General features: G+C 71.8%; 22 protein-coding genes. 11 read left to right on the plus strand and 11 right to left on the minus strand.

The window, feature by feature from the left end:
• Positions 1–8: 8 nt before the first annotated feature.
• Together BIU90_RS04530 and BIU90_RS04535 are read left to right on the plus strand one after the other, a co-directional pair.
• Positions 9–545, plus strand: coding sequence for a DUF3054 domain-containing protein (locus BIU90_RS04530; RefSeq protein WP_071299052.1), 537 nt, complete (start codon positions 9–11; stop codon positions 543–545).
• Positions 542–1,555 carry a LacI family DNA-binding transcriptional regulator gene (locus BIU90_RS04535; protein ID WP_071299053.1) on the plus strand — a complete coding sequence of 338 codons (1,014 nt, stop codon included), beginning with the start codon at positions 542–544 and terminating at the stop codon, positions 1,553–1,555. Before BIU90_RS04530 ends, BIU90_RS04535 begins: the two co-directional genes overlap by 4 nt.
• A gap of 34 nt (positions 1,556–1,589) precedes the next feature.
• Here the strand turns inward: BIU90_RS04535 and BIU90_RS04540 are convergent, their stop codons facing one another.
• Entirely contained in the window at positions 1,590–2,237 is a 648-nt protein-coding gene (locus BIU90_RS04540) for a spermidine/putrescine ABC transporter substrate-binding protein (RefSeq protein WP_071299054.1), read from the minus strand.
• 119 nt (positions 2,238–2,356) lie between these two features.
• On the minus strand, positions 2,357–3,301 hold the full coding sequence (locus tag BIU90_RS04545) for a DUF3097 domain-containing protein (protein ID WP_071299055.1): 945 nt from the start codon (positions 3,299–3,301) through the stop codon (positions 2,357–2,359).
• A gap of 78 nt (positions 3,302–3,379) precedes the next feature.
• On the opposite strand from BIU90_RS04545, the gene BIU90_RS04550 reads away from it, so the two are divergent.
• The 8 genes from BIU90_RS04550 to BIU90_RS04585 all read left to right on the plus strand — a co-directional run bounded on the left by BIU90_RS04550 (position 3,380) and on the right by BIU90_RS04585 (position 12,447).
• The gene (locus tag BIU90_RS04550) at positions 3,380–4,429 is read left to right on the plus strand and encodes an alcohol dehydrogenase catalytic domain-containing protein (protein WP_071299056.1); all 1,050 of its coding nucleotides are present in this window, start codon (positions 3,380–3,382) and stop codon (positions 4,427–4,429) included.
• Between the two features lie 37 nt (positions 4,430–4,466).
• Positions 4,467–5,018: a GNAT family N-acetyltransferase gene (locus BIU90_RS04555; RefSeq protein ID WP_071299085.1), complete on the plus strand. Its 552-nt coding sequence runs from the start codon at positions 4,467–4,469 to the stop codon at positions 5,016–5,018.
• A gap of 286 nt (positions 5,019–5,304) precedes the next feature.
• Entirely contained in the window at positions 5,305–6,546 is a 1,242-nt protein-coding gene (locus BIU90_RS04560) for an ROK family transcriptional regulator (protein ID WP_071299057.1), read from the plus strand.
• A gap of 159 nt (positions 6,547–6,705) precedes the next feature.
• Positions 6,706–8,061 (plus strand): extracellular solute-binding protein, encoded by a 1,356-nt coding sequence (locus BIU90_RS04565; protein ID WP_071299058.1) that lies wholly within the window; start codon positions 6,706–6,708, stop codon positions 8,059–8,061.
• Complete coding sequence (locus BIU90_RS04570) at positions 8,061–9,104, plus strand: carbohydrate ABC transporter permease (protein WP_083403700.1); 1,044 nt, start codon at positions 8,061–8,063, stop codon at positions 9,102–9,104. Before BIU90_RS04565 ends, BIU90_RS04570 begins: the two co-directional genes overlap by 1 nt.
• Positions 9,105–9,129: 25 nt before the next feature.
• On the plus strand, positions 9,130–10,020 hold the full coding sequence (locus BIU90_RS04575) for a carbohydrate ABC transporter permease (protein WP_071299059.1): 891 nt from the start codon (positions 9,130–9,132) through the stop codon (positions 10,018–10,020).
• Positions 10,021–10,027: 7 nt separating this feature from the next.
• Positions 10,028–11,335: a 6-phospho-beta-glucosidase gene (locus BIU90_RS04580; protein ID WP_071299060.1), complete on the plus strand. Its 1,308-nt coding sequence runs from the start codon at positions 10,028–10,030 to the stop codon at positions 11,333–11,335.
• On the plus strand, positions 11,332–12,447 hold the full coding sequence (locus tag BIU90_RS04585) for an N-acetylglucosamine kinase (protein ID WP_083403705.1): 1,116 nt from the start codon (positions 11,332–11,334) through the stop codon (positions 12,445–12,447). The genes BIU90_RS04580 and BIU90_RS04585 overlap by 4 nt, the downstream gene beginning before the upstream one ends.
• 129 nt (positions 12,448–12,576) lie before the next feature.
• On the opposite strand, the gene BIU90_RS04590 is transcribed toward BIU90_RS04585, so the two are convergent.
• The 9 genes from BIU90_RS04590 to mnmA form a co-directional block, all read right to left on the minus strand.
• Positions 12,577–13,296, minus strand: a complete 720-nt coding sequence (locus tag BIU90_RS04590; RefSeq protein ID WP_083403701.1) for a methyltransferase domain-containing protein — start codon at positions 13,294–13,296, stop codon at positions 12,577–12,579.
• A complete protein-coding gene (locus BIU90_RS04595; protein WP_071299061.1) occupies positions 13,293–14,426 on the minus strand; it encodes a type III polyketide synthase in 1,134 nt (377 codons plus the stop codon). Before BIU90_RS04595 ends, BIU90_RS04590 begins: the two co-directional genes overlap by 4 nt.
• 88 nt (positions 14,427–14,514) lie before the next feature.
• A complete protein-coding gene (gatB, locus tag BIU90_RS04600; protein WP_071299062.1) occupies positions 14,515–16,017 on the minus strand; it encodes an Asp-tRNA(Asn)/Glu-tRNA(Gln) amidotransferase subunit GatB in 1,503 nt (500 codons plus the stop codon).
• A complete protein-coding gene (gene gatA / locus BIU90_RS04605) occupies positions 16,017–17,564 on the minus strand; it encodes an Asp-tRNA(Asn)/Glu-tRNA(Gln) amidotransferase subunit GatA (RefSeq protein ID WP_071299063.1) in 1,548 nt (515 codons plus the stop codon). The genes gatB and gatA overlap by 1 nt, the downstream gene beginning before the upstream one ends.
• 11 nt (positions 17,565–17,575) lie before the next feature.
• The gene (gatC, locus tag BIU90_RS04610; RefSeq protein ID WP_071299064.1) at positions 17,576–17,875 is read right to left on the minus strand and encodes an Asp-tRNA(Asn)/Glu-tRNA(Gln) amidotransferase subunit GatC; all 300 of its coding nucleotides are present in this window, start codon (positions 17,873–17,875) and stop codon (positions 17,576–17,578) included.
• Between the two features lie 202 nt (positions 17,876–18,077).
• Positions 18,078–20,330, minus strand: coding sequence for a transglycosylase domain-containing protein (locus BIU90_RS04615; protein ID WP_071299065.1), 2,253 nt, complete (start codon positions 20,328–20,330; stop codon positions 18,078–18,080).
• A gap of 234 nt (positions 20,331–20,564) precedes the next feature.
• A complete protein-coding gene (locus BIU90_RS04620) occupies positions 20,565–21,836 on the minus strand; it encodes an alpha/beta hydrolase (RefSeq protein ID WP_139195108.1) in 1,272 nt (423 codons plus the stop codon).
• A gap of 213 nt (positions 21,837–22,049) precedes the next feature.
• Positions 22,050–24,377, minus strand: a complete 2,328-nt coding sequence (ligA, locus tag BIU90_RS04625; RefSeq protein WP_071299067.1) for an NAD-dependent DNA ligase LigA — start codon at positions 24,375–24,377, stop codon at positions 22,050–22,052.
• Between the two features lie 91 nt (positions 24,378–24,468).
• Positions 24,469–25,575: a tRNA 2-thiouridine(34) synthase MnmA gene (gene mnmA / locus BIU90_RS04630; protein WP_083403702.1), complete on the minus strand. Its 1,107-nt coding sequence runs from the start codon at positions 25,573–25,575 to the stop codon at positions 24,469–24,471.
• Positions 25,576–25,617: 42 nt separating this feature from the next.
• On the opposite strand from mnmA, the gene BIU90_RS04635 reads away from it, so the two are divergent.
• Positions 25,618–26,889, plus strand: a complete 1,272-nt coding sequence (locus tag BIU90_RS04635; protein ID WP_071299069.1) for an MFS transporter — start codon at positions 25,618–25,620, stop codon at positions 26,887–26,889.
• The last annotated feature ends 64 nt before the right edge of the window (positions 26,890–26,953 follow it).

Below are 26,953 nucleotides of genomic sequence, written 5' to 3' on the forward strand. Positions count from 1 at the left end.
ATGAGCGGGTGACCGATCGCACCTGGGGCTGGCTGGCAGCCGTCATCGACGTCGTCCTCATCGTGGTGTTCGCCCTCATCGGGCGCTCCTCCCACGGCGAGACGAACTCCCTCGGCGCGCTCTGGACGACCGCCTACCCGTTCCTGGCCGGCTGGGCCATCGCCTACGTCACGAGCGGAGCCTGGGCGCGCCCACTCCGGGCCTGGCCGACCGGCATCGTCGCGTGGATCCTGACGGTCTTCGTCGGCATGGCGATCCGCGTCGCGACGGGGCAGGGCGTGGTCGACGGCAACCCGCTGCCGCTCTCCTTCCTGATCGTCGCGACGATCGTCCTCGGTGTGTTCCTGCTCGGCTGGCGCGCGATCGCCCGCTTCGTGCTCCGCACCGTCGCCCGGCGTCGAGGGCAGGTCGCTCCGGCGCTCGACGACCCGACGACCCGCGACCCCGCGGCCGACCAAACGACCCGCGACCCCGCGGACGACCCAACGGCCCGCGACCCCGCGGCCGACCCGTCGACCAGCCCGGGCGTCACCCCCGGCACGTGAACGGCGCCCGCGGCGGTCAGCCGACGATCCTCGACGTCGCCGCCCGCGCCGGAGTCTCGAAGTCCGCGGTGAGCCGTGTGCTCTCGGGCACGGGGCGGTTCTCGGACGAGACCCGCGAGCGCGTCGAACGAGCGGCCGCCGAACTCGGCTACGTCGCGAACGCCATGGCCCGCGGGCTGGTCAGCGGACGGACGCACACCATCGGCATGCTCGTCCGCGACGCCTCGTCGATGCTCTACACGGCCCTCCACGCCGTGATGGAGCAACGTGCATCCGAGCTCGGCTACCGCGTGGTCACGACGAGCGGCGTCGGTCGGGTCGAGGACGAGAAGTCCGCGCTCGCCGCCCTGGTCTCGATGCGCGTGGACGGCCTGGTCGTGTGCAGCGGACTTCTTCCGGCGGCGGACATCGCCGAGTTCGCACCCCGGATCGCCACCGTGGTCGCCGGACGCCCGGAGCTGCACCCGGCCCTGTCGAGCGTGTACTGCGACGAGACCGACGGCGGTGAACGGATCGCCGACGCCGTCGCGGACGCCGGGCACGACGCAGTCGTCGTGCTCACCGTCCCCCTGGACAACGCGATCACCCAGCACGCCCGGTCCAGCGCGATGTCACGTCGGCTCCGGCAGCGGGGGGCGACGGCGATCGACATCGACGCCAGCTTCGTCCGGCCGGCCGTCGACATCGCCGCTGACGTCGTCGACGCGATGCGCGAGTCCGGTGCGACCGCGGTGATGTGCCCGACCGACCGGCTGATGCTCGACGTGTGCGATGCCCTGTCGAAGCGCGGGGTCAGCGTCCCGGAGGACGTCTCGGTGACGGGCTTCGACGGGGTCTTCCCGCTCGCGAACGACTGGATCGGCTTCACCACGCTGCAACAGCCGGTCGAGCGCATCGGCCGCGAGGCCATCGACCTGGTCATCGGCCGCATCGACGACCCCTCGTGCGAGGTCGAACACCGGTCGTTGCGCGGCACGGTGCTCCCCGGGCGCACGCTGCTCCCCCGCTGACCTCGGCACGACGACACGACACGCCGCCCGCGCCTCAGAACAGCCCGCCGCGCGCCCCGTCCCCGTCGAGCCCGCGGAACATGTCCGACACGAGCGCCTCGATCTGCGGCTCGACCAGCCGCTCGACCGCCTCGGCGATCCGCGGCCGGTGGTCGATGAGCGCCAGACACACCGCCGTGCCCGTCGACCGCGCGCACTCGTCCGACAGCTCGATCTCGTGGCGGAGCGCTGCCTTCGCCTCGTCGGACAGCGGTTCGCGCGGCGCGGGCTCGGACGCCCCGGTGCCGGCGAGCTCCTCCAACGTGAACAGGAACGGCGACCCGTCCTGTGGCTGCGGGTCGACGTCGAGCCCCTGGAACTCGGGAGAGAGCCCCTCGGCCGGCTGGTACCCGGCATGGCGCTTCCGCGCATCGGCCCGAATCAGTTCCCGGTGCAGCAACGGCAGGTTCCGGGCGGTGTAGTCGTCGACCGCGTCGTCGATGATCGTCGAGATCCGTCCGATCAGCGCGTGCTGGACGGGGTGCGGGACATCCGGCCCGAAGCCGGCCGCCGAGGCGATCGGCGACCCGGTGCACTTCCGGCAGATCCGCGTGCGCGGCCGCGCCGAGCCGATCTGCCAGCGCGGCAGCCACCGCAGCCACAGGTCGACGGCGTTCCGCACACGCCCGTCGATGCCGTCCATGCCCACAGACTAGGCCGGGAGGCCCGGATCATCCCGGCAGGCACGGCCAGTCCCCGGATGCGCACCGCGCACCGTGCGAGACGCACCGCGCCGCACCGAGACGCACCGCGCCGCGGCCGCTACGCGACGGGCTCGGTCACGAAGTCGATGAGCTCCTCGACGCGTCCGAGCAGCTCCGGCTCGAGGTCCGCGAACGTGCGCACCTGCCCGAGGATGCGCTGCCAGGCCCGGGCGATGTCGGCCTGCTCGGCGTGCGGCCACCCGAGCGCGGCGCAGATGCCGGCCTTCCACTCGACCGACCGCGGGATGGTCGGCCAGGCCTGCAGTCCCACCCTCGCGGGCTTCACGGACTGCCACACGTCGACGAACGGGTGCCCCACGACGAGCACGTGCGCACCCCACTTCCCGCGCATCACGGCGTCCGCGAACCGGGACTCCTTCGACCCGGGCACCAGGTGGTCCACCAGCACGCCGACCCGACGCGCACGGGAGGGCTGGAAGTCGTCCAACACCGAAGCCAGGTTGTCCACGCCGGAGAGCTCCTCGACGACGACGCCCTCGACGCGCAGGTCCGCACCCCACACCTTCTCGACGAGTTCGGCGTCGTGCTTGCCCTCGACCATGATCCGCGAGGGCAACGCCACGCGTGCGCGCTGGTGCTCGACCGCGAACGACCCGGACGCCGTGCGCAGCCGACCGCCCTGCGAGGCCTGGCGGACCGCCGGGGCTGACCCGGGCCTCCAGTCCGCGTGGACCGCCGCAGCCGACGCCGCAGCGGCAGACGCAGCCGCGGCAGACCGACCGACCGGTGCCTGCGGCCGACCGAGCGTCACGAGCTCGCCCTCGAGCAGGAACTGCCCGTCGAACGGGAAGGCCCGGGTGCGGCCCTTCCAGTCCTCGAGGGCGATGGTGCCGGCTTCGAGCCCGACGACCGCGCCGGCCCAGCCGGACGCCGGGTCCTCGAGCACCATGTCCCGCTCGAGCGGCACCTGCCGCACCTGCTTCACGCCCTTCGCGCGCCAGTCGCCCGAGAGCACGTCGCTGCCGTACCGGTCCTCGTCCACCCGCACGAGCGTACTGTCGATGCGGCCCCGGACGACGTCGACCGGCCGCTCCCCACCAGCTCAGACGGAAGGCACCCCGTGCGCGCAGCAGTCATCCACGCCCCTCGCGACATCCGCGTCGAGGATCTCGACCACCCCGAACTCATCACCCAGCGCGACGCCGTCGTCAAGGTCGCCGCGGCGTGCGTCTGCGGCTCGGACCTCTGGCCGTACCGCGGCGTCACCGCGACGAAGCACGCGCACCCGATCGGCCACGAGATGATCGGCGAGGTCACCGCGGTCGGCAGCGAGGTCACCGGGCTCGCAGTCGGCGACTTCGTGATCTCCCCCTTCACCATGAACGACGGCACCTGCCAGGCCTGCCGCAACGGCATGACGACGGGCTGCGAGCACCTGTCCGGGTTCGGCGGCAAGGACGCGTACGGCGACCCGGTCGGCGGTGCCCAGGCCGAGTACGTGCGGGTCCCCGACGCGTCCGCGACCCTCGTCGTGGTCCCCGGTCCGGTCGACCCGGCGCTGTACCCGTCGCTCCTGACGCTGTCCGACGTCTTCTCGACCGGGCACCACGCCGCCGTGTCGGCAGCGGTCGGCCCCGGCAAGACCGTGGTCGTCGTGGGTGACGGTGCCGTCGGGCTGTGCGCCGTGCTCGCGGCGAAGCGGCTCGGTGCGGAGCGCATCATCGCGATGAGCCGGCACGCCGACCGGCAGGCGCTCGCGCGGGAGTTCGGCGCGACCGACATCGTCGACACGCGCGGCGACGAGGGCGTGCAGGCCGTGCGGGACCTGCTCGGCGGCGACCTGGCCGACTGCGCGGTCGAGGCCGTCGGCACCGAGGAGAGCATGGACCAGGCCCTGCACGTCGTCCGTGCGGGCGGCAACCTCGGCTTCGTCGGGGTGCCGCACGGGGTGCCGACGATCGGGATGCGGTACCTCTTCGACACGAACATCACCGTCGGTGGCGGCATGGCCCCGGCGCGGACGTACATCCCGGAGCTGCTGCCCGACGTACTGTCCGGTGCGATCGACCCGGGCCGCGTGTTCGACCTCGAGCTCCCGTTGGACGAGGCCGCCGAGGCGTACGCCGCGATGGACGAGCGCCGCGCGATCAAGGTGCTGTTGCGCCCGTAGCGCGCGTACCGCGACACGACGCATGTACGGTGACCGCATGGATCTGGAACTCCACCAGATGGATCTTGCCGATCCGTCACACCGCGCAGTCATCCTCGAGTTCTTGACCACGAACCGGTTCCCGTTCCACGTCGCTTCCGCGCCAGATCGGGAAGCCGTGCAGCAGCGGATCGACGACGGTGCGTTCTCCTCGCCCGAGCACGCCGTGCTCAGGGTGGACATCGACGGGTCACTCGTCGGCATCGTGGTGCTCGATGACCTCGACGATGACGCTCCGATGATCGACGTCCGTCTTTCGGAGCGTTCACGCGGACGCGGCATCGGCACGACGCTCGTCCGCGCACTCGCGGATCATGTCTTCGCTGCCTCTCCCGACGTCACGCGCATCGAGGCGCAGACGCGTGACGACAACGTCGCCATGCGCAAGGCTCTCCTGCGGAACGGCTGGGTCCAGGAGGCGCAGTACCGCCGGACCTGGCCAGTCGACGGCCAGGCGTCGAGGGATTCCGTTGCGTACGGGATCCTGCGGGAGGACCACCTCAGTGGGACGACGACTCCGTTCTCGTCGGACGATCTCCGGCGCCCGTAGCGCGCGTACCGCGACGGACGGGAGGCACGGCGCCAGCTGGCACCGAGCCTCCCGTCCGTCGCGCAGCGCGTCCAACCCGCCACGCGCGTTCCGACCCATCGCACGCGACATGGGAGGTCGGACCGCGCGTGGTCGGTCGGAAGTCCCGACCGACCACGCGCGATCCGACCTCCTCCGCGCGATACCCCCCCCCCCCCGCTTCCCCGTGTTTCGCGCAGCAGAACGCGTGTTGCAGAATTGTGAACAAACCTTTCAGTAAAGAAGGTTGTCCGTTACAGTCCTCGACATGACCACTCCAGGACGCACTCCCGGGCAACCCGGACTGCTGCGCGTCCTCAACGACCGCGCCGCCCTCGGGCTGCTGCTGGACGACGGGCCGATGACCCGCAACGAGATCGCACAGCGCACCGGGCTGAGCAAGCCCACCGCCGCCGAGATCATCCGCCGGCTCGAAGCCGCCGGTCTGATCCGCGACGCGGGCACCGACACCCAGCGCGGTCGCCGTGGCCCGAGTGCCCTGGTGTACGAGGCGATCACCGACCGTGACCTCGCCGTCGCGGTGGACGTGCAGCTGGTCGACGTCCGCTCGACCGTGGTGGACGCCGCGGGCCGCTCGTACCCGGTCGCCGAGCACCGGATGGACCCGGACGAGATGCGCGGTCCGGGTGAGGACATCATCGCCGGTGCCCTGTCCCGGGCGGCGGCGGCGGCCGGGGTCGATCCGGACCTGGTGACCGCGGTCGCCGTGGGCGTGCAGGCCAGCGTCGACCACGCGACCGACACGCTCATCTTCACCGACGGCCTGCTCGGCTGGCCGCGGGAACAGGTCTCCGCGACCCTGTCGAGCGCGCTCGGCGTGCAGGTGGTCGTCGAGAACGACGCGAACCTCGCCGCCATCGCCGAACGGAACATGGGCGCCGGACGCACGCCGCGGTCCTTCGCACTGTTCTGGATGGCAGAGGGCCTCGGCATGGCCCTCGACCTCGACGGCCGGGTGCACACCGGAGCGTCCGGCGCCGCGGGTGAGATCGGCTACCTGAGCGTGCCCGCCGACGCGCTCCCCCTCGACCCGACGGTGACGATCGTCGCGGACCTCATCTCCGAGACCGCGATCACGACCCTCGCCGCCGACCACGCGATCACCGCACCGGACGGCAGTGCTGCCGACTGGCGACAGGTGCTCGCGCTGCTGCCGGGTCTGCCCGACCAGCACCCCTTCACGACCGCTCTCGGCGAGCGCGTGGCGCACAACGTGCTCCCCGCCCTCGCCGTGGCCGATCCGGAGACGGTCGTCCTGCACGGCCCGACCGGCATCGCGGGCGGTCCCGCCCTGGCCGCTGCCGTCACCGCCTGGCTCCGGACCCGCACCCGCTGGTCCACCGCCGTCGTGGCACCCGGCGTCCCCGACACCCCCGTCCTGCACGGCGCACGGCACGTCCTCATCGACGTCGTGCGTTCCGCGCTCGCGAGCCGACTCGACCGCATCACCGACGATGCGTCCGAGACGGACCCCGCGCAGCGCGCCTGAGCCAGCACCACCACCCGCACCACTCGAGGCACCACATCCCCAGCCCTGTCAGAGGGCTCTTCGGCGCGCCCGGAACCAGGACCGCAGACACATGCGATCCCGACTCCGGAACCGGCTCCACCCGGACGCGTCGAGGCGAGACCAGGAAGCGAGCACCGCATGACCCCGCACCCCGAACCGCAGCGCCGAAGCCACCTCAGGCGCATCATCGCCGCCGCCGCCATCGCGACCACGGGCGCCCTCGTCGTCGCAGGCTGCAGCTCCGGCAGCAGCGCCGCCTCCGTCGACAAGACCGCCCCGAAGGAACTCAAGGGCACCGTGTCCCTGTGGCACTTCTTCACCGGCCGCGAAGCCGGTGTCGTCAAGAGCGCCGTCGACGGCTTCGAGAAGGCCAATCCCGGCGTCACCGTCGACATCCACGGCGGGCAGGACGACGAGAAGCTGCAGAAGGCGATCTCCTCCGGGCAGAGCATCGACGTCGGGCTGTCCTACTCGACCGCGATCGTCGGCAGCTTCTGCTCGTCCGGCGCCTTCCGCGACCTGTCGCCGTACATCAAGCGGGACAAGGTGGACCTGTCCGACATCCCGAAGGCCGTGCAGTCGTACACGCAGTACAAGGGCACGCGCTGCACGCTGCCGGCACTCGCGGACGTCAGCGCACTGATGTACAACAAGCCGGCACTGGCCGCCGCGGGCATCACCACACCGCCGAAGACGCTCGACGAGCTCAAGGCCGACGGGCTCAAGCTGACGACGTACAACGCGGACGGGTCGATCAAGCAGCTCGGCTTCAACCCGCTCATCGACTTCTACGAGAACTCGCCGGAGCACTGGGCGCCGATGATCGACGGCACCTGGCTGGACAGCAAGGGCAACAGCGAGATCGGCACCTCGGCGAACTGGAAGAAGCTCATCGCGTGGCAGAAGGGCTTCGTCGACGCGATCGGCTACGACAAGCTCAAGGCCTTCACGTCGGGCCTCGGCCAGGAGTTCGCCGCCGACAACGCGTTCCAGACCGGCCAGGTCGCGATGCAGATCGACGGCGAGTACCGCACTGCGTTCATCAAGGACCAGAAGCCAGACCTGGACTACGGCACCGCCCCGACGCCGGTGATGGACGGCGTCGGCAACTACGGCTCGACGTACATCGCGGGCAACGTGGCGGGCATCGCGAAGGGCTCGAAGAACCCGGAGCTCGCATGGGCGCTGCTGAAGTACCTGTCGACGAACACCGACGCGCAGGTCACGATGGGCAACGGCCTGAAGAACATCCCGACGCTCACCTCGGCGCTCAAGTCCCCCGACCTCGAGGTCGACGCGAACTACAAGACCTTCGTCGACGTGGCTGGCAACAAGGACACGATGACGTCCCCCGGGACCGCTGACGGCGCCGCGTACATCGGAACGTTCACGAAGTTCTGGCAGGCGTACCAGGAGAACGGCGGCGACCTCGACGCCAAGCTCAAGCAGCTGGACTCCGACATCGACAACGCGAACCAGCTGGCTGGTCCGTGATGAGCGTCACGACCAAGACCGCCGGACGGGAGGCTCGGCCCGGCCGCGCCTCCCGGCCGGCGGGCCCGACGGGGTCGGGTCCACTGCCCCCCGCGCCTGGGCGCCGCCGGCGTCGCTCCGCCGAGTCCCGGCGGCGCCTGGTCGCGCTGACGATGCTCGCACCGGCCCTGGTGGGCCTGGTGGTCTTCTTCGCCTACCCGCTCGTCGCGAGCATCTTCTACTCGTTCACGCGCTACAACCAGCTGCAGGAACCGCAGTTCGTCGGCCTGCTGAACTACCGGTTCCTGTTCACGCAGGACCCGCAGATCTGGCCGGCCGTCGTCAACACGGCCTGGTTCGTCGTCATCCTGGTGCCCGTCCGGATCGTCTGCGGGCTGCTCGTGGCGGGGCTGCTGTCACGGGCTCGTACCGCGACCGGGTTCTGGCGGACGCTGTTCTACCTGCCCGCCCTGGTCCCGCCGGTGGCGAGCGTCGTCGCCTTCGTGTTCCTGTTCAACCCGGGCACCGGCCCCGTCAACCAGATCCTCAGGGTGTTCGGGATCGACGGGCCGCTGTGGTTCAACGACCCGGCGTGGTCGAAGCCGTCGCTCGTGATCATGGGCGTCTGGGTGATGGGCGACATCATGATCATCTTCCTGGCGTCACTGCTCGACGTGCCGCGCGACCTGTACGAGGCCGCGTCGCTCGACGGGGCGAACGGCGTCCAGCAGGTACGGCACATCACCCTGCCGACGATCGCGCCGGTCATCGGCTTCGCGGCCGTCACGGGGGTGATCGCGGCCCTGCAGTACTTCACCGAGGCCGCCGTCGCCTCGGGGGTCGCATCCGGCAAGGCGACGATCGGCGGTGGGACGGCAGCACAGCTCGGGTACCCGGGCACCTCGCTGCTGACCTACACCGAGCTGCTCTACCAGCACGGTTTCGCGAACTTCCAGTTCGGGTACGCGTCCGCGATGGCCGTGGTGCTGTTCGTCGTCACCGCGATCGTGCTCGTGTTCACCATGCGACGAATTTCCGTATTCAGGCCGGAGGCCGACCAATGAACACTGCCCGGCCGGAGGAGTCCTGATGACCGCCGTCTCCCAGTCGCCGCTCGCCCGCGCACCCCGCGGCGCGGCGCCACGCACGGGCAAGCCCCGTCGGAGCCTGCTCCTCTGGATCGCCGAGCACGCCGCACTCGTGGCACTCGGGGTCCTGACGCTCGCACCGATCGTGTTCGTCGTCCTGACCTCGCTGATGTCGAGCAACCAGGCCCTGACGGCGTCGATCATCCCGGCGCCGTTCGACTTCTCGAACTACGCCCGGGTGTTCGACGAGCTGCCCCTGGCGCAGTGGTTCGGCAACTCGGCGATGTACGCCGTGCTCGCCACCGCGTTCATGCTCCTGAGCTCGGTGCCGGCCGCCTACGCCCTGGCGCAGATCAAGTTCAAGGGCGCGAACCTCGTCTTCACGGTGATCATCGTGGCGATGCTCCTGCCCCCGCAGGTCACCGCGGTGCCGGTCTACGTGATGTGGTCGCACCTGCACCTGACCGGCACGCTCTGGCCGCTGATCCTGCCGAACCTGCTGGGGGACGCGTTCAGCATCTTCCTGCTCCGGCAGTTCTTCATGACGATCCCCAAGGAGTACGGCGACGCCGCCCGGATGGACGGCTGCAGCGAGTGGGGCGTCCTGATGCGGGTCGTCGTGCCGATGGCCCGCCCGGGCATCGCCTCCGCGGCGATCTTCATGTTCTTCAACTCGTGGAACGACTACTACGGCCCGCTCCTCTACGCGTCCGAGAACCAGGCCGCCTGGCCGGTCGCGTACGGGCTCGCGACGTTCCGCGGCCAACACGGCACCGACTGGTCGATGACGATGGCGATGACCGTCGTCGTCATGGTCCCCGTCGTCGTCATCTTCTTCTTCGCACAGAAGGCATTCGTCGAGGGCATCGCGCTCACCGGCGTGAAGGGATAGCAGCACAGTGAAACTCACGGTCATCGGTGGCGGTTCGACCTACACCCCCGAACTCGTGGACGGCTTCGCCCGGCTCCGCGACCAGCTCCCCATCGACGAGCTCTGGCTCGTCGACCCCGACCCCCAGCGGCGCGAACTCGTCGGCGGTGTCGCCCAGCGGATGTTCGCACACGCCGGGCACCCCGGCACCGTGCACGTCACCGACGACGTCGTCGCCGGCGTCAGCGACGCGGACGCGGTCATGTTCCAGCTCCGCATCGGCGGGCAGGCGGCTCGGCAGCAGGACGAGACCTGGCCGCACGAGGCGTGCTGCATCGGGCAGGAGACCACCGGTCCGGGCGGGTTCGCCAAGGCACTGCGCACGGTGCCTGTGGTGCTGGAGTACGCCGAGCTCGTCCGGAAGCACGCCAAGCCGGACGCCTGGATCGTGGACTTCACGAACCCGGTCGGCATCGTCACGCGGGCGCTCCTCGAGGCCGGGCACCGCGCCGTCGGCCTGTGCAACGTGGCGATCGGGTTCCAGCGCCGCTTCGCGAAGGAGTACGGCGTCGCGCCCGACCAGGTCCGCCTGGACCACGTCGGCCTGAACCACCTGACGTGGGAGCGCGGCGTGCACGTCACGGGCGCGGACGGGTCGTCGCGGGACGTCCTCGACGAGCTGCTCGCCGCGGACACCGGCGCCCTCGACCGGATGGCGGAGAGCGTGCACATGCCCGCCGACCTGATCCGGCTGCAGCACGCCGTGCCGTCGTACTACCTGCGCTACTTCTACAGCCACGACGTCGTGCTGCAGGAGCAGCTGCACGAGCCCACCCGCGCCGAGGCCGTCATGGCGACCGAACGGGCACTGCTGGCGAAGTACGCGGACCCGTCCGTCGTCACGAAGCCCGTCGAGCTCGAGCAGCGCGGCGGCGCGTACTACTCGGAGGCGGCGATCGACGTCCTGTCCTCGATCCTCGGCGACCGTGGCGACGTGCAGGTCCTCAACGTGCAGAACGGCGGCACGTTCCCGTTCCTGCCCGACGACCACGTCATCGAGGTCCCCGCGCGCGTCACCCGGCAGGCGATCACCCCGCTGCCGGTGGCGCCGCTCGCCGCGGACATGGTCGGGCTCGTCTCGCACGTCGCCGGGTACGAGCGCCTGGCGCTCGACGCCGCCGTCCACGGCGGACGCGACCGGGTGCTCCGCGCGATGTGGGCGCACCCGCTGGTCGGCCAGGTCGACAAGGCCGAGCAGCTGACCGACCTGCTGCTGGCGGCGAACGCGGACCACATCCCGTGGGCGCGATCGGAGCAGGTGACGTGGGCACGATGAGCCGCACCGGCGAGGCGGCGGCGACCGGAGCCTCCCGTCCGAGCGCGCCGGACGCTCCGAGCGCGCCGGACGCACCGACGCCGCCGGAGGCGTCGGCACCGGCCGACGTGGTGCTCGCGGTCGACGGCGGCGGCAGCAAGACCGACGTCGTCGCCGTCGCCCTCGACGGCACCCTGGTCGGGCACGCGCGCGGCCCGGGGTCGAACCCGCAGACCCGCGGGTGGGAGGTGGCCGGGCCCATCCTCGACGACGTGCGCGAGCGGGTCGTCAGCCGACTCGACGGCGCCCGGATCCGGACCACCCACGTGTACCTGGCCGGGCTCGACCTGCCCGACGAACTGACCGCGGCGACGGCCGCGCTGCAGCACTGGGAGCGCGACGGCGGCGCCCCGGACGTCCTGGACAACGACCTGTTCGCGCTGCTGCGGGCCGGCACGCTGTCACCCGACGCGGCCGCGGTGGTCTGCGGCACCGGGATCAATGCGCTGGCTGTCCGGGCCGACGGCGCCACGGCGCGGTTCCCGGCGATCGGGGACGTGTCCGGCGACTGGGGTGGCGGCGCCTACCTCGGCAACCGTGCCCTGTGGCACGCGGCCCGGGCGGAGGACGGGCGCGGACCGGCGACGGCGCTGACCGAGGCCGTCCCCGCGGCACTCGACCTGCACTCCGTCCGCGAGGTCACCGAGGCCATCCACTTCGGCCGGCTCGACCAGCGCGTGTTCAACCGGCTCTGCCCCGTGCTCTTCGCGGTCGCTGCGACCGGGGACGCCGTCGCTGCCCGGGTCGTGGCGCGGCAGGCGGAGGAGATCGTGCTGCTGGCGTCGGTCGCCCTCGGGCGGCTCGGCCTCGGCTCCTCGGTGGCGGAACCCGTGCCGGTGGTGCTCGGCGGTGGGGTGTTGGCCGCACGGGACCCGCTGCTGGTCGACGCGGTCGTCGCGGGCCTGCACGACCGGGTGCCCGGTGCCGTGCCGACCTGGGTGACCGCTCCCCCGGTGCTCGGTGCGGGTCTGGCGGCGCTGGAGTCGGTCGGCGCCGGGGCGGAGGCACTCGAGCGCTACCGTGCGGCCGTGCGCTCGCAGGAGTTCGCGTCGACGGCGGCCCTCATCGCGTAGTCCGCTCCCTTCCACTCCGCGAAAGCGACAGTTCCCGCCCGGAATTCGGGCGAGATCTGTCGCTTTCGCGGTGGAGAAGCGTGGGGCGGCGCCGCGCCGGCTCGGCCCCGCGTCGGGCGGCGCCGCGGCTCAGGCGTCGCGGATCGCCAGGACCCGGTGCGGGGCAGCGGCCTCGGCCCGCCACCCGGTCGGCAGCGCCGCGTGCAGTTCGGGCAGCGTGAAGCTCCGACGGATCGAGCGCAGCCCGTCGACCCGGACGAAGGTGCCCGCCGCGACGAGCGTGGACCCGAGCGCGTACGCCCGGTAGGCCGCGCCCGAGCGCCGGATGTCCGAGTGCAGGCTCCGCTTGACGGCGAGCTGCTCGGAGTCGGCCAGGAACCCCGCACGCGCCTCGTCGTCCAGGTGGTGCAGCACGTGGTTCGACACGACGACGTCGAACCGGTCGCCCGCGCGCACCAGGTCGGCGCTCGACTGCTCGCGGAAGGTCACGCCCCGCGGGGTCGACCGGGAGGCCGACGCGATCGCCCTGTCGTCCGGGTCGACACCGACGACCTCGAGCTCGAAGCCGTCGCTCGCCGCCCACCGCACGAGCGCCCGGGCCAGGTCACCGCCACCGCACCCCAGGTCGAGCACCCGTCCGCGCCCGTTCGCCGGCAGCGCCGGCACCACGTGGGTCCGCCACGCCGCGCGCCAACCGCTGACGAGCGCGTTCACGACGGCGAAACGCCGGAACGTCCGTTCCAGGGCGCGCGGGTCGCAGTCGGGGTCGTCCATCAGCTCGCGCAGGACCAGGTCGCGCATCCGCAGGTCGACCGGGAGGCTCGGCTCGGCTCCGTCCCGCCGGCTCACCGTCGCTCCCCAGCGAGTTCGGGCGCCGCGGCGCGCTGCGCGGCGCTGTCGGCGGTGCCGACCGCGGTCAGCCGCGCGCACTCCACCGTCAGGCCGGGCCCGAAGGCCAGTGCGACGACGGGCGCCTGGTCCGCGATGCCGTCCTCGAGGGCGTCCTGCAGCACGAACAGCACCGTCGCACTCGACATGTTGCCGTGGTCCCGGAGCACCGCGCGGCTGCTCGTCATCGCAGCATCGGGCAGGCCCAGTGCGTCCTGCGTGCGGTCGAGGATCGCCCGACCCCCGGGGTGCACCGCCCACACCGGGACGTCGGCGGCCGGCCCGTCCAGCAGCGGACCGACGGCCTCGGCGACCGTGACCCCGACGAGCTTCGGGACGGCCGTGCTGAGGATCATCTCGAAGCCCTCGTCGCCGATGTTCCACGCCATCTCCGACGCACCCTCGGGAACGACCGTCGTGGCGAAGGCATCCAGACGGAGCCCCGGCCCGTCCGCGGCGACCACGGCCGCGGCGGCACCGTCGCCGAACACGCTGTTCGCGACGATCTGGTCGGGGTCGTCCGAGGCGCGGACGTGCAACGTGCACAGCTCGGCGCAGACCACCAGGACGACCGCGTCCGGGTCGGCCTCGACGAAGGCGGCCGCGCTGCGGAGAGCCGGGAACGCCGCGCAGCACCCCATGAAGCCGATGTGGTGGCGGAAGACGGTCCGTCGCAGGCCGAGTTCCTGGACGACGGCCAGGTCGGGTCCGGGTTGGGTGAAGCCGGTGCACGACACGGTGATCAGGTGCGTGACGGCGTCGGGAGCCGTCCCCGATCGTGCGAGCGCGTCACGGGCGGACCCGACGAACAGCGGCGGTGCGAGCTCGCGGTAGCGGTCGTTGCGCGTCCCCGTCGACAGCGAGTGCAGCGTCCCCTCGGCATCGCGGAACGGCCCGGACGCCCGGGCGGCATCGAGTTCCGGCAGCACCGTGTGCCGGTGCTCGACCGCCGAGGCGTCGAAGGCTGCCGGGACGATCCGTTGACCGAGTCGACCGAGCCCGGGCTGGGCGGCGAAGAGGTCACGCACCGCCACCTGCGTGAGCGTCGTCGACGGGACTGCGGTACCGATGGCGCGGATCGTTGCGGACACGCCTCATCCTGTCACCCGGGCGGCGCCAGGTCCCCAGGAACGCCGAACGGCACCGTGCGTGAGCACGGTGCCGTTCGGACGCGATCGGTCAGGCCTGCGCGCGCTCGAGCACGAGTTCGCGGACACGGGCGGCGTCGGCCTGCCCCTGCATCGCCTTCATGACCGCACCGATGATCGCGCCAGCGGCCTGGACCTTGCCGTCGCGGATCTTCGCGAGGACGTCCGGCTGCGCCGCGAGGGCCTGGTCGACGGCGGCGGTCAGGGCGGAGTCGTCCGAGACCACCTTCAGCCCGCGGGACTCGACGACGGCGGACGGCGAGCCCTCACCCGCGATGACGCCCTCCAGCACCTGGCGCGCGAGCCGGTCGGTCAGGTCGCCGGACTCGACGAGCGTGATGAGCTCGGCGACGTGCGCGGGCGAGACCAGGTCGCCGGGGGCTGCGTCGCGGGTGTTCGCGACGCGGCTGATCTCGCCGGTCCACCACTTGCGTGCGGCCTGCGCAGGAGCGCCGGCAGCGACGGTGGCCTCGACTTCGTCGAGCAGTCCGCCGTTGACGACGTCCTGGAACTCGAGGTCGGCGAACCCGAACTCGCCCTTCAGCCGACGGCGACGGGCGACGGGCGCCTCGGGCAGGGAGGCACGGAGTTCCTCGATCATCGCCGGGTCCGGCACCACGGGGAGCAGATCGGGCTCCGGGAAGTACCGGTAGTCGTCGGCGTCCGACTTGGGCCGGCCCGCCGAGGTGCGACCGGTGTCCTCGTGCCAGTGGCGCGTCTCCTGCGTGATCGAGCCACCGTCGGCGAGGATCGCTGCCTGGCGCTGGATCTCGTAGCGGATGGCGCGCTCGACGGCGCGGAACGAGTTGACGTTCTTGGTCTCGGTCCGGGTGCCGAGCTTCTCCTGGCCCCAGGGGCGCAGCGAGATGTTGGCGTCGCAGCGCAGGTTCCCGCGCTCCATCCGGGCCTCGGACACGCCGAGGGCACGGACCAGGTCGCGGATGACCTGCACGTAGGCGGCACCGAGCTCCGGTGCGCGGTGTGCTGCGCCGAAGATCGGCTTCGTGACGATCTCGACGAGCGGGACGCCGGCACGGTTGTAGTCGACGAGCGAGTACTCGGCGCCCTGGATGCGACCGGTGGCACCACCGACGTGGGTGAGCTTGCCGGCGTCCTCTTCCATGTGGGCGCGCTCGATCGGCACCTGGAAGAGCGTGCCGTCGGCGAGTTCGACCTCGACCTCGCCCTCGAAGGCGATCGGCTCGTCGTACTGCGAGATCTGGTAGTTCTTCGGGTTGTCCGGGTAGTAGTAGTTCTTCCGAGCGAACCGCGAGGACTCGGCGATCGAGCAGCCCAGGGCGAGCCCGAGGTTGATCGAGAACCGCACGGCCTGCTCGTTCACGACGGGCAGCGACCCGGGGAGCCCGAGGTCGACCGGGGTCACGTTCGTGTTGGGCTCGCCGCCGAAGAAGTTCGGCGCGTCGGAGAACATCTTGGTCTTCGTCGCGAGCTCGACGTGCACCTCGAAGCCGAGCACCGGCTCGAAGCGCTCGAGTGCCTCGTCGAAGTCCATGAGTGCGTCCTTGGCGGCCATCAGACCACCCCTTCCTCTGCTGCCGACTGCTGACTCAGGTCGAGGTCGGGGATCCGCGAGATGAGCGGCGCCCCCCACTGCTGCTCCAGCAGGCGTTCCAGCGCCGCGCCGTACCGGTACAGGCGGGCGTCCTCGCGCTGCGGTGCCATCAGCTGGACACCCGTGGGCAGGTCGTCCTCGGGGGCGAGCCCGTTCGGGATGCTCATGCCCGGGACGCCGGCCAGGTTCGCCGGGATGGTGGTGAGGTCGTTGAGGTACATCGACAGCGGGTCGTCGAGGCGCTCCCCGAGCGGGAACGCGGTCGTCGGCGCCGACGGGCTGATGAGCAGGTCGACCTGCTGGAACGCGGCGTCGAAGTCGCGCTGCACCAGGGTGCGGACCTTCTGCGCGCTGCCGTAGTAGGCGTCGTAGTACCCGGCGCTCAGCGCGTACGTGCCGAGGATGATGCGCCGCTTGACCTCGGGTCCGAAGCCGGCTTCGCGTGTGGCAGCCATGACGTCCTCGACGGTGGCGGCGCCCTCGGGCGTGACCCGGAGGCCGAACCGCACGGAGTCGAACTTCGCCAGGTTCGACGAGGCCTCGGCCGGGAGGATCAGGTAGTAGGCGCTGATCGCGTAGGCGAACGACGGCGCGTCGATCTCGACGACGACCGCACCCGCGGCCTCGAGGATGGCGACGGTCTCCTGGAAGCGCTGCGTGACGCCGGCCTGGAAGCCCTCGCCGCCGGCGAGTTCCTTGACGACGCCGATCCGCACGCCGCGGAGCGTGTCGGCCTGCAGCCCGTCCCGCGCGGCGGCCGCGAACGAGGGCCACTCCTGCGGGATGGACGTGGAGTCCTTCGGGTCGTGCCCGCCGATGACGTCGTGCAGGAGCGCGGCGTCGAGCACGGTGCGGGCGACGGGCCCGACCTGGTCGAGCGAGGACGCCAGGGCGATCGCGCCGTAGCGGCTGACCCCGCCGTACGTCGGCTTCACGCCGACCGTTCCGGTGACGGCGCCGGGCTGACGGATCGACCCGCCCGTGTCGGAGCCGAGCGCGAGGGGCGCTTCGAACGCGGCGACGGCAGCGGCCGAACCACCGCCGGACCCGCCGGGGATCCGGCCGAGGTCCCACGGGTTGTGCGTCGGGCCGTACGCCGAGAACTCGGTCGTCGAGCCCATCGCGAACTCGTCCATGTTCGTCTTGCCGAGCGGGACCATGCCGGCGCGACGGAGTCGGGCGACCGTGGTGGCGTCGTACGGGGGCACCCAGCCCTCGAGGATCTTCGACCCCGAGGTCGAGGGCATGTCGATCGTGCAGAGGACGTCCTTGATGGCGACCGGCACGCCCGCGAGCGGTCCGAGGTCGTCACCCGCGGCGCGACGCGAGTCGATCGACTTCGCGACGCCGAGGGCGTTGTCGTTGACGTGCAGGAAGGCGTGCACGTCGGGGTCGACGGCCGCGATCCGGTCGAGGTGGGCCTGCGTGGCCTCGACGCTCGAGACGTCGCGGGCGACGAGGGCGTCGGCGAGCGCCGCAGCGCTCAGCTTGGTGATGTCGTCGGTCACTGTTCTTCCGCCTACTGTTCTTCGCCGAGGATCGCCGTCACGCGGAACCGTTCGCCGTCGGTGTCGGGTGCCCCGGAGAGCGCCTGCTGCTGCGTCAGGGTCTCACCGACCACGTCGGGCCGGAGGACGTTGGGCAGCGCGACCGGGTGGCTCGTCGCGGGGACGTCCGGCGTGGCGACCTCGGTCACCTTCGCGACGCTGTCGACGATGTGCGACAGCTCCCCGGTCAGCTTGTCGATCTCGTCGGGCGTGAGTGCGATGCGTGCGAGGTTCGCCAGGTGGGCGACCTGCTCGCTCGTGATGTCAGGCATGGTGCTCCGTCGATCGGTTCGTGGAATGCCCACCAGTCTATTGGGCACGCCCGACCGGATCGCCCGAGGCCCTCGCCTGTGGACACAGCCCCGTCGACGCAGCCCTGTGGAGGACTCGACCGGACCGTCCGCAGGACCCGGGACCGCCTGCAGGCCCGGCACCGGTCCGCCGGACCGGCACCGGGCCTCCAGGCAGAACGCCCTACTGCCCAGCCGGAGCCGCGGGCGCGCCGCTGGCCGCGGGTGCCGCCGGTGTGCCCTGCGCACCGCCGGTCGTGGTCACCGGGTCGGTGCCGGTCGCCGGCGTCTGGACCGGGGCCTGCACCTGCCCGATCATCGCGGGGTCGGGCTCGGGCAGCGCGTCCCCGCCGTAGTGCCCGTCGAGGTAGGTCATCATGTCGCGGCCGACGCCGAACTTCGCGCTGTACCCGGTCGTGCCCTTGAGGAACGGCCAGTTGGCGAGCCGGACGCTCCCCTGCACGTTGCCGATCCAGGTCGCGTTCGTGTACTTCGTGCTCGACGTGACCAGCCAGTTCTGCACGTCACCGTCCGTGGTGCCCGTCTTGGCGAACTTCGGCGTGCTGTCGTTCGGGTTCGCCGAGGCAGCGGTGCCGGAGCCGTGCAGGACGCCCTGCAGCGCGTAGTCGACGGTGCCGGCGACCTGCTTCGACACGCCCTGGGTGCAGCTGGCCGGCGTCGGGGTGATCTTCGCACCGTCCGCGGTGGTGACCGAGTCGATCGCGGTCGGCGTGCAGACGATGCCGTCGTTCGCGAACCCGGCGTAGGCCTCGGCGAGGTCGATCGGCGAGAGGTTGTTGGTCCCGAGCACCGACGCGGGGTTGGAGTCCGGTGCCGCGCCGTTCGACTGGTGGATCCCCATCGACTCGGCCGTCTGCGCGATCTTGCAGAGGTCGAGCTGCTTCGCCATCGCACCGAATGCGGTGTTGATCGACTCCGAGGTCGCGTCCTGCACGGTCATCGACGCCGGCACGTTCTCGGCGTTGGCGACCTGCCAGGGCTTGCCGCCGAGCCCGACGCACGAGTTCGTGAACTCGGACTGCGGGAAGGTGTGCTCGGTCGTCGACACCGACTCGGACAGCGTGTGCCCGCTCGCGAGCCACTCCGCCAGCGTGAAGACCTTGTACGTGGACCCGGTCTGGAAGCCACCCGAGTTGCCGTAGGCCTCGTCGGCGCTGTAGTTCACCGCGGTGGCACCGGGCGTGGACGAGTCCGACTGCGTGTACGTGGTGTTCTGCACCATCGACAGGATGCGTCCGGTGCCCGGTTCGACCGTGACGTTCGAGCCGCCCGCGTCGACGCCCGACATCGTCGCCGGGACGTACGCGCTGAGCGCCGCCTGGCCCTGCGCCTGCAGGTCGAGGTCGAGCGAGGTGTGGATCTGCAGGCCCTTCGTGTCGAGCGTCGCGATCCGGTCGGCCGCGGTCTTGCCGAACGCGGGGTCCTGCAGTACCTGGTCGCGCACGTAGTCGCAGAAGTAGCCGGCGTCGTGGGCGGCGGCCGCGGCGCTGCAGCCGTTGGCGGTCTCGGTGATCGCCGGCTGGACCGGCGTCGCGATCGCCTGCTGCTCGGCCGCCTTGGTGATCGAGTGGTGCGCGAGCATCCGGCGGAGCACGTAGTCGCGGCGCTCCTTGGTCGCCGCGTACCCGTTCGCCGATCCGTTGTCCTTGTTGTCCGGCTGGTCGATGCGCAGGTTCGAGGGGTTGTTGAGGATCGCGACGAGCGTGGCCGACTGCACGAGGGACAGGTCCTTCGCGTGCACGCCGAAGTAGTACATGGCGCCGGCCTCGGCGCCGTAGACCCGGCCGCCGAGCCCGACGATGTTGAGGTACCCGGTCAGGACGTCCTGCTTCGAGTACTTCTTGTTCACGGCGATCGCGTACCGCATCTCCTGCAGCTTGCGCTGGGGCGTGACGCCCGCGGCGTCCTCGTAGCAGGCGTCGATCTTCGCCTTGGTCGACGCGGCGTCCTTGCCCGTCAGTTCCTCGCACTGCTGCACCAGGACGTTCTTGACGTACTGCTGCGTGATGCTCGAACCGCCCTGCACGTCGTCGCCGACCGCCGTGGCCGCCGCGCCGCGCAGGGTGCCGATGACGTCGATGCCGCCCTCGTCGTAGAAGCGCGGGTCCTCGGTGTCGATCGCGGCCTGCTGGAGGGTCTTCGCGATCGCGTCGTTCTTCACGATGGTGCGGTTCTCGGCGTAGAACGACGCGATCGGGACGTCCTGGCCGCCCTGCTTGGCGTAGACGGTCGAGACCTGTTGCGGGGTCTGCACGTCGAGGTAGCTCGGCAGGTCCTCGAAGAACGCGGCGGCTCCCGACGCGCTCTCCCCGGCGACGGCGACGGCCGGCGTGACCGCGACGGCGACGAGCAACCCGGCGAGCACGGACATGACGAGGAACATCAAGAGGGCACCAGGCCACCGCACGACTCGCATGGCGGCACCGTATGGACCCGCGCTGGGTCGGGACTGCTGCGAGCGGCCCGGAAGCTGCACCCGCCCTCAGGTTGACGCACGGGCAGCGCGGATCGCCGCGCCCGGACCGCCTGGAGGCACGGATCGCGCCCGCCCCGCCGGCTCGGTCACGATCCGGTCACGTCATCGGTCGCGACGCAGGTCCGGCGGACCGGTTCGCTCAGTCGCAGCTGCAGGTCCTGCGGACCGGTTCGGTCAGTCGCGCAGCTGCAGGTCCTGCGGGCGGACGAGGTACAGGTCGAACGAGGGCTGCACCCCACCGTCGTCGTGTCCCCCGCTGCGGTGCGTCCCGCCGCGCACCAGGTCGCCCCGCCCGAGGGCGATGAGCGCGACGTCGTGCAGCGACGCCGTGCCGGGCTTGAGGTAGTCGTTGTGTCCGACCGGGCGGCGGAACAGGTCCCCGGCGGTCCCGGGAGCGGGCTCGCTGAGGTCGAGCACCGTCGCACCGAACGACGCCGCGGCCGGGTCCGTGCCGAAGTACCCCGAGCCCGCGATCGGGTCGAGGTGCGCCTGGCCGACGAACATCTGGTCGGCGGCCACGGCCAGCTGCGACGCACTGCGGACCTCGCTGCCGGGCGAGCCGAGCACGGTCAGGCTGTCGGCACGCATCCGTCCCGACGCCAGCGCCATCATCGCGGTGGTCGACCCGTAGGAGTGCGCGACGATGCCGATCCGGGGCTGGTCCCCCTCGCGCAGCCGCCGGATCCCGTCGACGGTCCGTTCGAGCCGCTGGGCACCGGTCTTCGCGAGGTCGAGCGAGAGGATGTTCGACAGGTCCGGCGTCCGGTACCCCATCCAGGCCAGCACCGCGACACCCGTCCCGTGCCCGGGCGCCGCGACCGGAGCCAGCGTGGCCTGCTCGTCGTACAGCGCTCCGGAGGTCGCCGTGAAGTCGGGCATCTGCCCGGTGACGGTGAAGAACATCCCCGGCACCACCACGGACACGTCGGCGGCGGTGGCCAGGTCCCCGATCGCGATGGCTGCCCGCCCGGCGCCCCGGGTGTCGAGTGTCACGAGCGACTTCGGCGGGTCCCCGGGATCGCGGTGCAGTGCATCGCGGACCTGGCCGAGCATCGCGCGCTCGGACGCGTCGCCCGGGTCTGCAGCCAGGCCGGCGGCGAGCACCGCCCGGTTGGCTCGGTCGCGAACGCCGTAGGGCACGCCGTCCAGGTTGCCGACGACGACCGGCGCCGACCGCTCCAGCTGCGCCTGCACAGCGCTGTCCAGGCCCGCCCACCAGGTCGCGACCTCCGCGGCCGTCGGCGGCGTGTCCATCGCCGTCGCCACGACCCGTCGGTCGCGGTCGGCGGCGTCGAGCTGTGCGGGCGTCAGGCGGGCCAGGTCGTCCAGGAACGCCCGACCGTGTTCGCCGGCCACCGTGTCGTCGGTGCGAACGGTCCCGGAGACGACGACGGTGGGCGCGGCGGTGGGCAGCACAGACGCCTCGACCACTCCTGCGGAGTGCATCGAGAACGTGAGCAGAGCAGCGGCGAGGAGCAGCAAACCGGTCTCCCCCGGGAAGGCCTGCCTGTCGACTCCCTGAAGTCGACAGGTGATGCTCTCTCGATCCTAGGGAGCAGCGCCGCGGATCGGTCGTGCTCGATGCAACTTGTCCCCCGGACTGGGGACGACGGCAGGCGCGCCGCGGAATCCGGACAAACCGGACGCGCCGCCGACCGACTACTCGCTGGGCGGGTCCTCCGGGACGGGCAGGGCTGCGGGGCCCTCCGTGACCAGGATGCGGAACTGCTCGGCGTCGATGATCCGCAGCCCGAGCTGCTCGGCCTTGGTCAGCTTGGACCCGGCACCCGGCCCGGCGGCCACGAAGTCGGTCTTCTTGCTGACGCTCGACGCCGCCTTGCCGCCCGCGGCGATGATCGCCTCGAGGGCTCCTTCGCGCGAGTAGCCCTCGAGCGACCCGGTCGCCACGACGGTCACGCCGCTGAGGACGCCGTCCTCGGTCGTCGCTGCGCCGGGCCCCGGGTGCCCGGGCGTGCTGAACTGCACTCCGGCCGCGGTCCACCGGTCGATGACCTCGCGGTGCCAGTCGACCTCGAACCAGTCGAGCAGCGCGTCGGCGATGATGCCGCCGACGCCGTCGACCGCTGCCAGCTCGTCGCGCGAGGCGGCCCGGATCGCGTCGAGCGACCCGAAGTGGTTCGCCAGGGCCCGGGCGGCGACGGGGCCGACGTGGCGGATGCTCAGGCCGACCATGATGCGCCACAGCGGCGAGGTCTTCGCGGCCTCGATGTTGGCGAGCATCTCGAACGCGTTCTTCGACGGGTACCGGCTGGGCGCCCCGGTGTGGTCGGCACCGCGTGCGTCAGGGTCGAACGGCGGGTCGGTCTTCTTCCGCGCGCGACTGAAGGGTGTGACGCGCTTGGGTGTGCCGGTGTCGTCGGTCTTCTCCATGCCGGTCTCGGCGTCGCGCACGACGACCTCGATCGGGACGATGTCCTCCATCGTCAGGTCGAACAGCCCGGCCTCGGTCACGAGCGGCGGGACCTCGGGGTGGACCGGCTGCGTCAGTGCCGCAGCGGCGACCTCGCCCAGCCCCTCGATGTCGAGCGACCCGCGCGATGCGATGTGCTCGACGCGCCCACGCACCTGGGCGGGGCAGCTCTCGGCGTTCGGGCAGCGCAGGTCGATGTCCCCCTCCTTCGCCGGCGCGAGGGTGGTGCCGCACTCCGGGCAGACGGTCGGCATCACGAACTCGCGCTCGGAGCCGTCCCGCAGGTCGACGACCGGGCCGAGGACCTCGGGGATGACGTCGCCGGCCTTCCGCAGCACGACGGTGTCGCCGATCAACACCCCCTTGGCCTTGACGACCTGCTGGTTGTGCAGGGTGGCCTGACGTACGACCGACCCGGCGACCTCGGCCGGGGCCATCACGGCGAAGGGGGTCGCACGCCCGGTCCGGCCGACGCTCACCACGATGTCGACGAGCTTCGTGTGGACTTCTTCTGGCGGGTACTTGTAGGCGATCGCCCACCGCGGTGCCCGCGAGGTCGAGCCGAGTTCCTCGTGCAGCCCCAGGTCGTCGACCTTGATGACGATGCCGTCGATCTGGTGTTCGACCGACGCACGACGCTCGCCGTAGTCCTTGACGAACCCGAGCACGTGCTCGATCGAGTCGAACACGCGGTGGTGGGTGCCGGTCGGCAGCCCCCAGGTGTGCAGGAGCTCGTAGACCTCGGACTGCGAGCGGACGTCGGTGTCGCGTTCGAGCTCGGCGACCGGCCAGGCACCGATGCCGTGGACCAGCATGCGCAGTCGTCGGAGACGGTCCACCATGAGCTCGCGCTTGGCGGCCGACTTGCCCTCTTCCTTCTGGCGGAGCGACCCGGCGGCGGCGTTGCGCGGGTTGGCGAAGACGCGCTCCCCCGCGTCGCGCTGCTTGGCGTTCAGCTCGTCGAACTGCTCGACGGGGAAGAATATCTCGCCGCGGACCTCGACCAGGGGCGGGTGGCCCGTGCCGGACAGGCGGTCCGGGATGGTCCCCATCGTGCGGACGTTGCCGGTGACGTCTTCTCCCACGACGCCGTCGCCGCGGGTCGCCGCCGTGACGAGCCGGCCGTGCTCGTAGCGCAGGTTGATCGCGAGCCCGTCGATCTTCAGCTCGGTGAGGAAGCGGACCCGCTCGGAGCCGGCGTCCCGCTGGACCTTGACCGCCCAGTCGGTGAGTTCCTCGGGCGAGAAGACGTTGTCGAGCGAGAGCATCCGCTCGGCGTGCTCGACCGGCGCGAACTGCGTGGTCTCGGCCCGGCCGCCGACGGTCTGCGTGGGGCTGTCCTCGGTGAGGAGTTCCGGGAACCGGTCCTCGATCGCCGCGAGTCGGTGCACGAGCCCGTCGTACTCGGCGTCCGACGCGGTGGAGCCGTTGCCCTCGTAGTAGCGGTCGCGCAGCTCGTTGACGCTGGCCCGCAGCCGCTCGACCTCGCGCGCGGCCTGGGCAGCGTCCAGCTCGGCGGGGTCGATGGTCTCGAACGTGGCGTCGGTCTCGCTCATGCCACCAGTTCTACCGTGCACCACCGACCCGGCGTGCAGCGACGGCACGCCCCGGGAGCGGCGCGCTCGAGGGTCGACACGGCCGCCGACGTCAGGCGTCGACCGGGACCGCGCTGACCGTGTCGTCGATCGTGCACTGCCCGAGCACCCGCGTGCCGACGTAGACCACGGCGGTCTGCCCCGGGGCGACCCCGTGCAGCGGCTCGTCGACGTCGATGACGAGCACCCCGTCGGCCACCCGCGCCGTGGCAGGCACCGGGTCGGCGTGCGCCCGGATCTGCACGTCGCACGCGAACGCCGTGGTCGGGTCGACCGGCGCGGCACCGGCCCAGGTGAACCGGGCACCGGACATCGACGTGACCGCCAGCGCTTCCTTCGGACCGACCACGACGGTGTTGTCCTTCGGGCGGATCTCGAGCACGAAGCGCGGCTTGCCGTCCGGCGCGGGACGCCCGAGTGCCAGGCCGCGGCGCTGGCCGACGGTGTAGCCCGTCGCGCCCTCGTGCGACCCGACGACCGTGCCGTCGCGCTCGACGACGTCACCGGGGGCCGTGCCGACGCGGTCGGCGAGCCACCCGCGGGTGTCACCGTCCGGGATGAAGCAGATGTCGTAGGAGTCGGGCTTCTGCGCCACGGTCAGCCCGCGCGCCGCTGCCTCGGCGCGGACCTCGTCCTTCGAGGGTGTGGCGCCGAGCGGGAACATCGCGTGCTGGAGCTGCTCGGCAGTGAGCACGCCGAGCACGTACGACTGGTCCTTGGCCCACGCGGCGGACCGATGCAGCTCGCGGGAGCCGTCGACCGCGGTCACGATCGACGCGTAGTGCCCGGTGCAGACGGCGTCGAAGCCGAGCGCCAGGGCCTTCTCGAGCAGGGCGGCGAACTTGATCCGCTCGTTGCAGCGCATGCAGGGGTTCGGGGTGCGACCGGCCTGGTACTCGGCGACGAAGTCGTCGACCACGTCCTCCTTGAACCGGGCCGAGAAGTCCCACACGTAGTACGGGATGCCGAGCGCCGACGCCGCACGCTGGGCGTCCATCGAGTCCTCGATCGTGCAGCACCCGCGGCTGCCGGTCCGGAGGGTCCCGGGCATCCGGCTCAGCGCCAGGTGCACGCCGACGACGTCGTGGCCGGCGTCGACCGCCCGGGCCGCGGCCACCGCCGAGTCGACCCCACCGCTCATCGCCGCCAGAACACGCATGCGTCCAGGGTAACTCCCGGGCAGGCGTAGCGTGGTCCGACGATGACGAGCACCGCGAACGACGCCTTCGACGCCCGGGGCGTGCTGCTGTCCGGCTTCCTGCCCGCCGCACTGTTCGCCATCGGCGAGGGCGCGATCATCCCGATCATCCCGATCGCCGCGAACTCCCTCGGCGCCAGCCTGGCGATCGCCGGGTTCGTCGCCTCGCTCATCCTGGTCGGCGAGCTCATCGGCGACGTCCCGTCCGGGGTCGTCGTCGCCCGGATCGGCGAGCGCAACGCGATGATCGGCGCTGCCCTGGTCTCGATGGTCGGCCTGGTGGTCTGCACGGTCGCGCCGAACACCGTCCTGCTGGCGGTGGGCGTGTTCCTGGTCGGGGTGTCGACGGCGGTGTTCGCCCTCGCGCGGCACGCCTACATGACGACCGCGATCCCGGTGCACATCCGCGCCCGCGCCCTGTCGAGCCTCGGCGGGGTCTTCCGCTTCGGGTACTTCGTCGGCCCGTTCCTCGCCGCCGGGGTGGTGCACCTCACGGGCACGACGCAGAGCGCGTTCTGGATCCACATCGTGTGCTGCCTCGCCGCTGCGGTGACCCTGCTGGTCCTGCGCGACCCCGCGACGGGCGTGCGCGGCCTGCGGTTGCCGCGCGGCGCCTCCAGTCCGGACCACACCGCGACCGACACCGGGGCGGTCTTCGTCCAACAGGAGGCGCAGGGCCTGTTCCGCACGATCCGGACGCACCGCAAGGTGCTGCTCCGGCTCGGCAGCGGTGCCGGGCTGATCGGGGCGATGCGTGCCGGACGACAGGTCATCCTGCCGCTGTGGGCGGTGAGTGTCGGCCTCGACGACGCGACGGCGGCGCTCGTGATCGGCATCGCCGGAGCGGTCGACTTCGCGCTCTTCTACACGAGCGGGCAGATCATGGACCGGTGGGGACGGCTCGCCAGCGCCCTGCCGTGCCTGCTCGGGTTGAGCGTCAGCTACTTCCTGCTCGCCTGGAGCGGCCACCTCGACGCCCGTGTCGGCTGGTTCGTCGGGATCGCGATCGGGATGTCCCTGGCGAACGGCGTCGGCTCCGGCATCCTGATGACCCTCGGTGCCGACCTGGCCCCCCGCGACGCCCCGGCACCCTTCCTCGGCGCCTGGCGTTTCACCGGCGACTTCGGCCAGGCCGCGGCCCCCCTCGTCATCTCCGGGATCACGGCGGTCGCCTCGATCGCCGTCGCCAGCGGGGTGATGGGCGTGCTCGGGCTCGTCGGCGCCGGCGTCCTGCTCCGCTACGTCCCGCGGTACCTGCCCCGCCAGCTGCGCTGACCGCGCTGCGTCCCGCCAGACGGGAGGCCCGGGTCGCCTCCGCCTGGTAGCGCACCCCTGCACG

Origin of the sequence: Curtobacterium sp. MCBA15_001 (genome assembly GCF_001864835.1) — a bacterium.
Lineage (GTDB): Bacteria > Actinomycetota > Actinomycetes > Actinomycetales > Microbacteriaceae > Curtobacterium.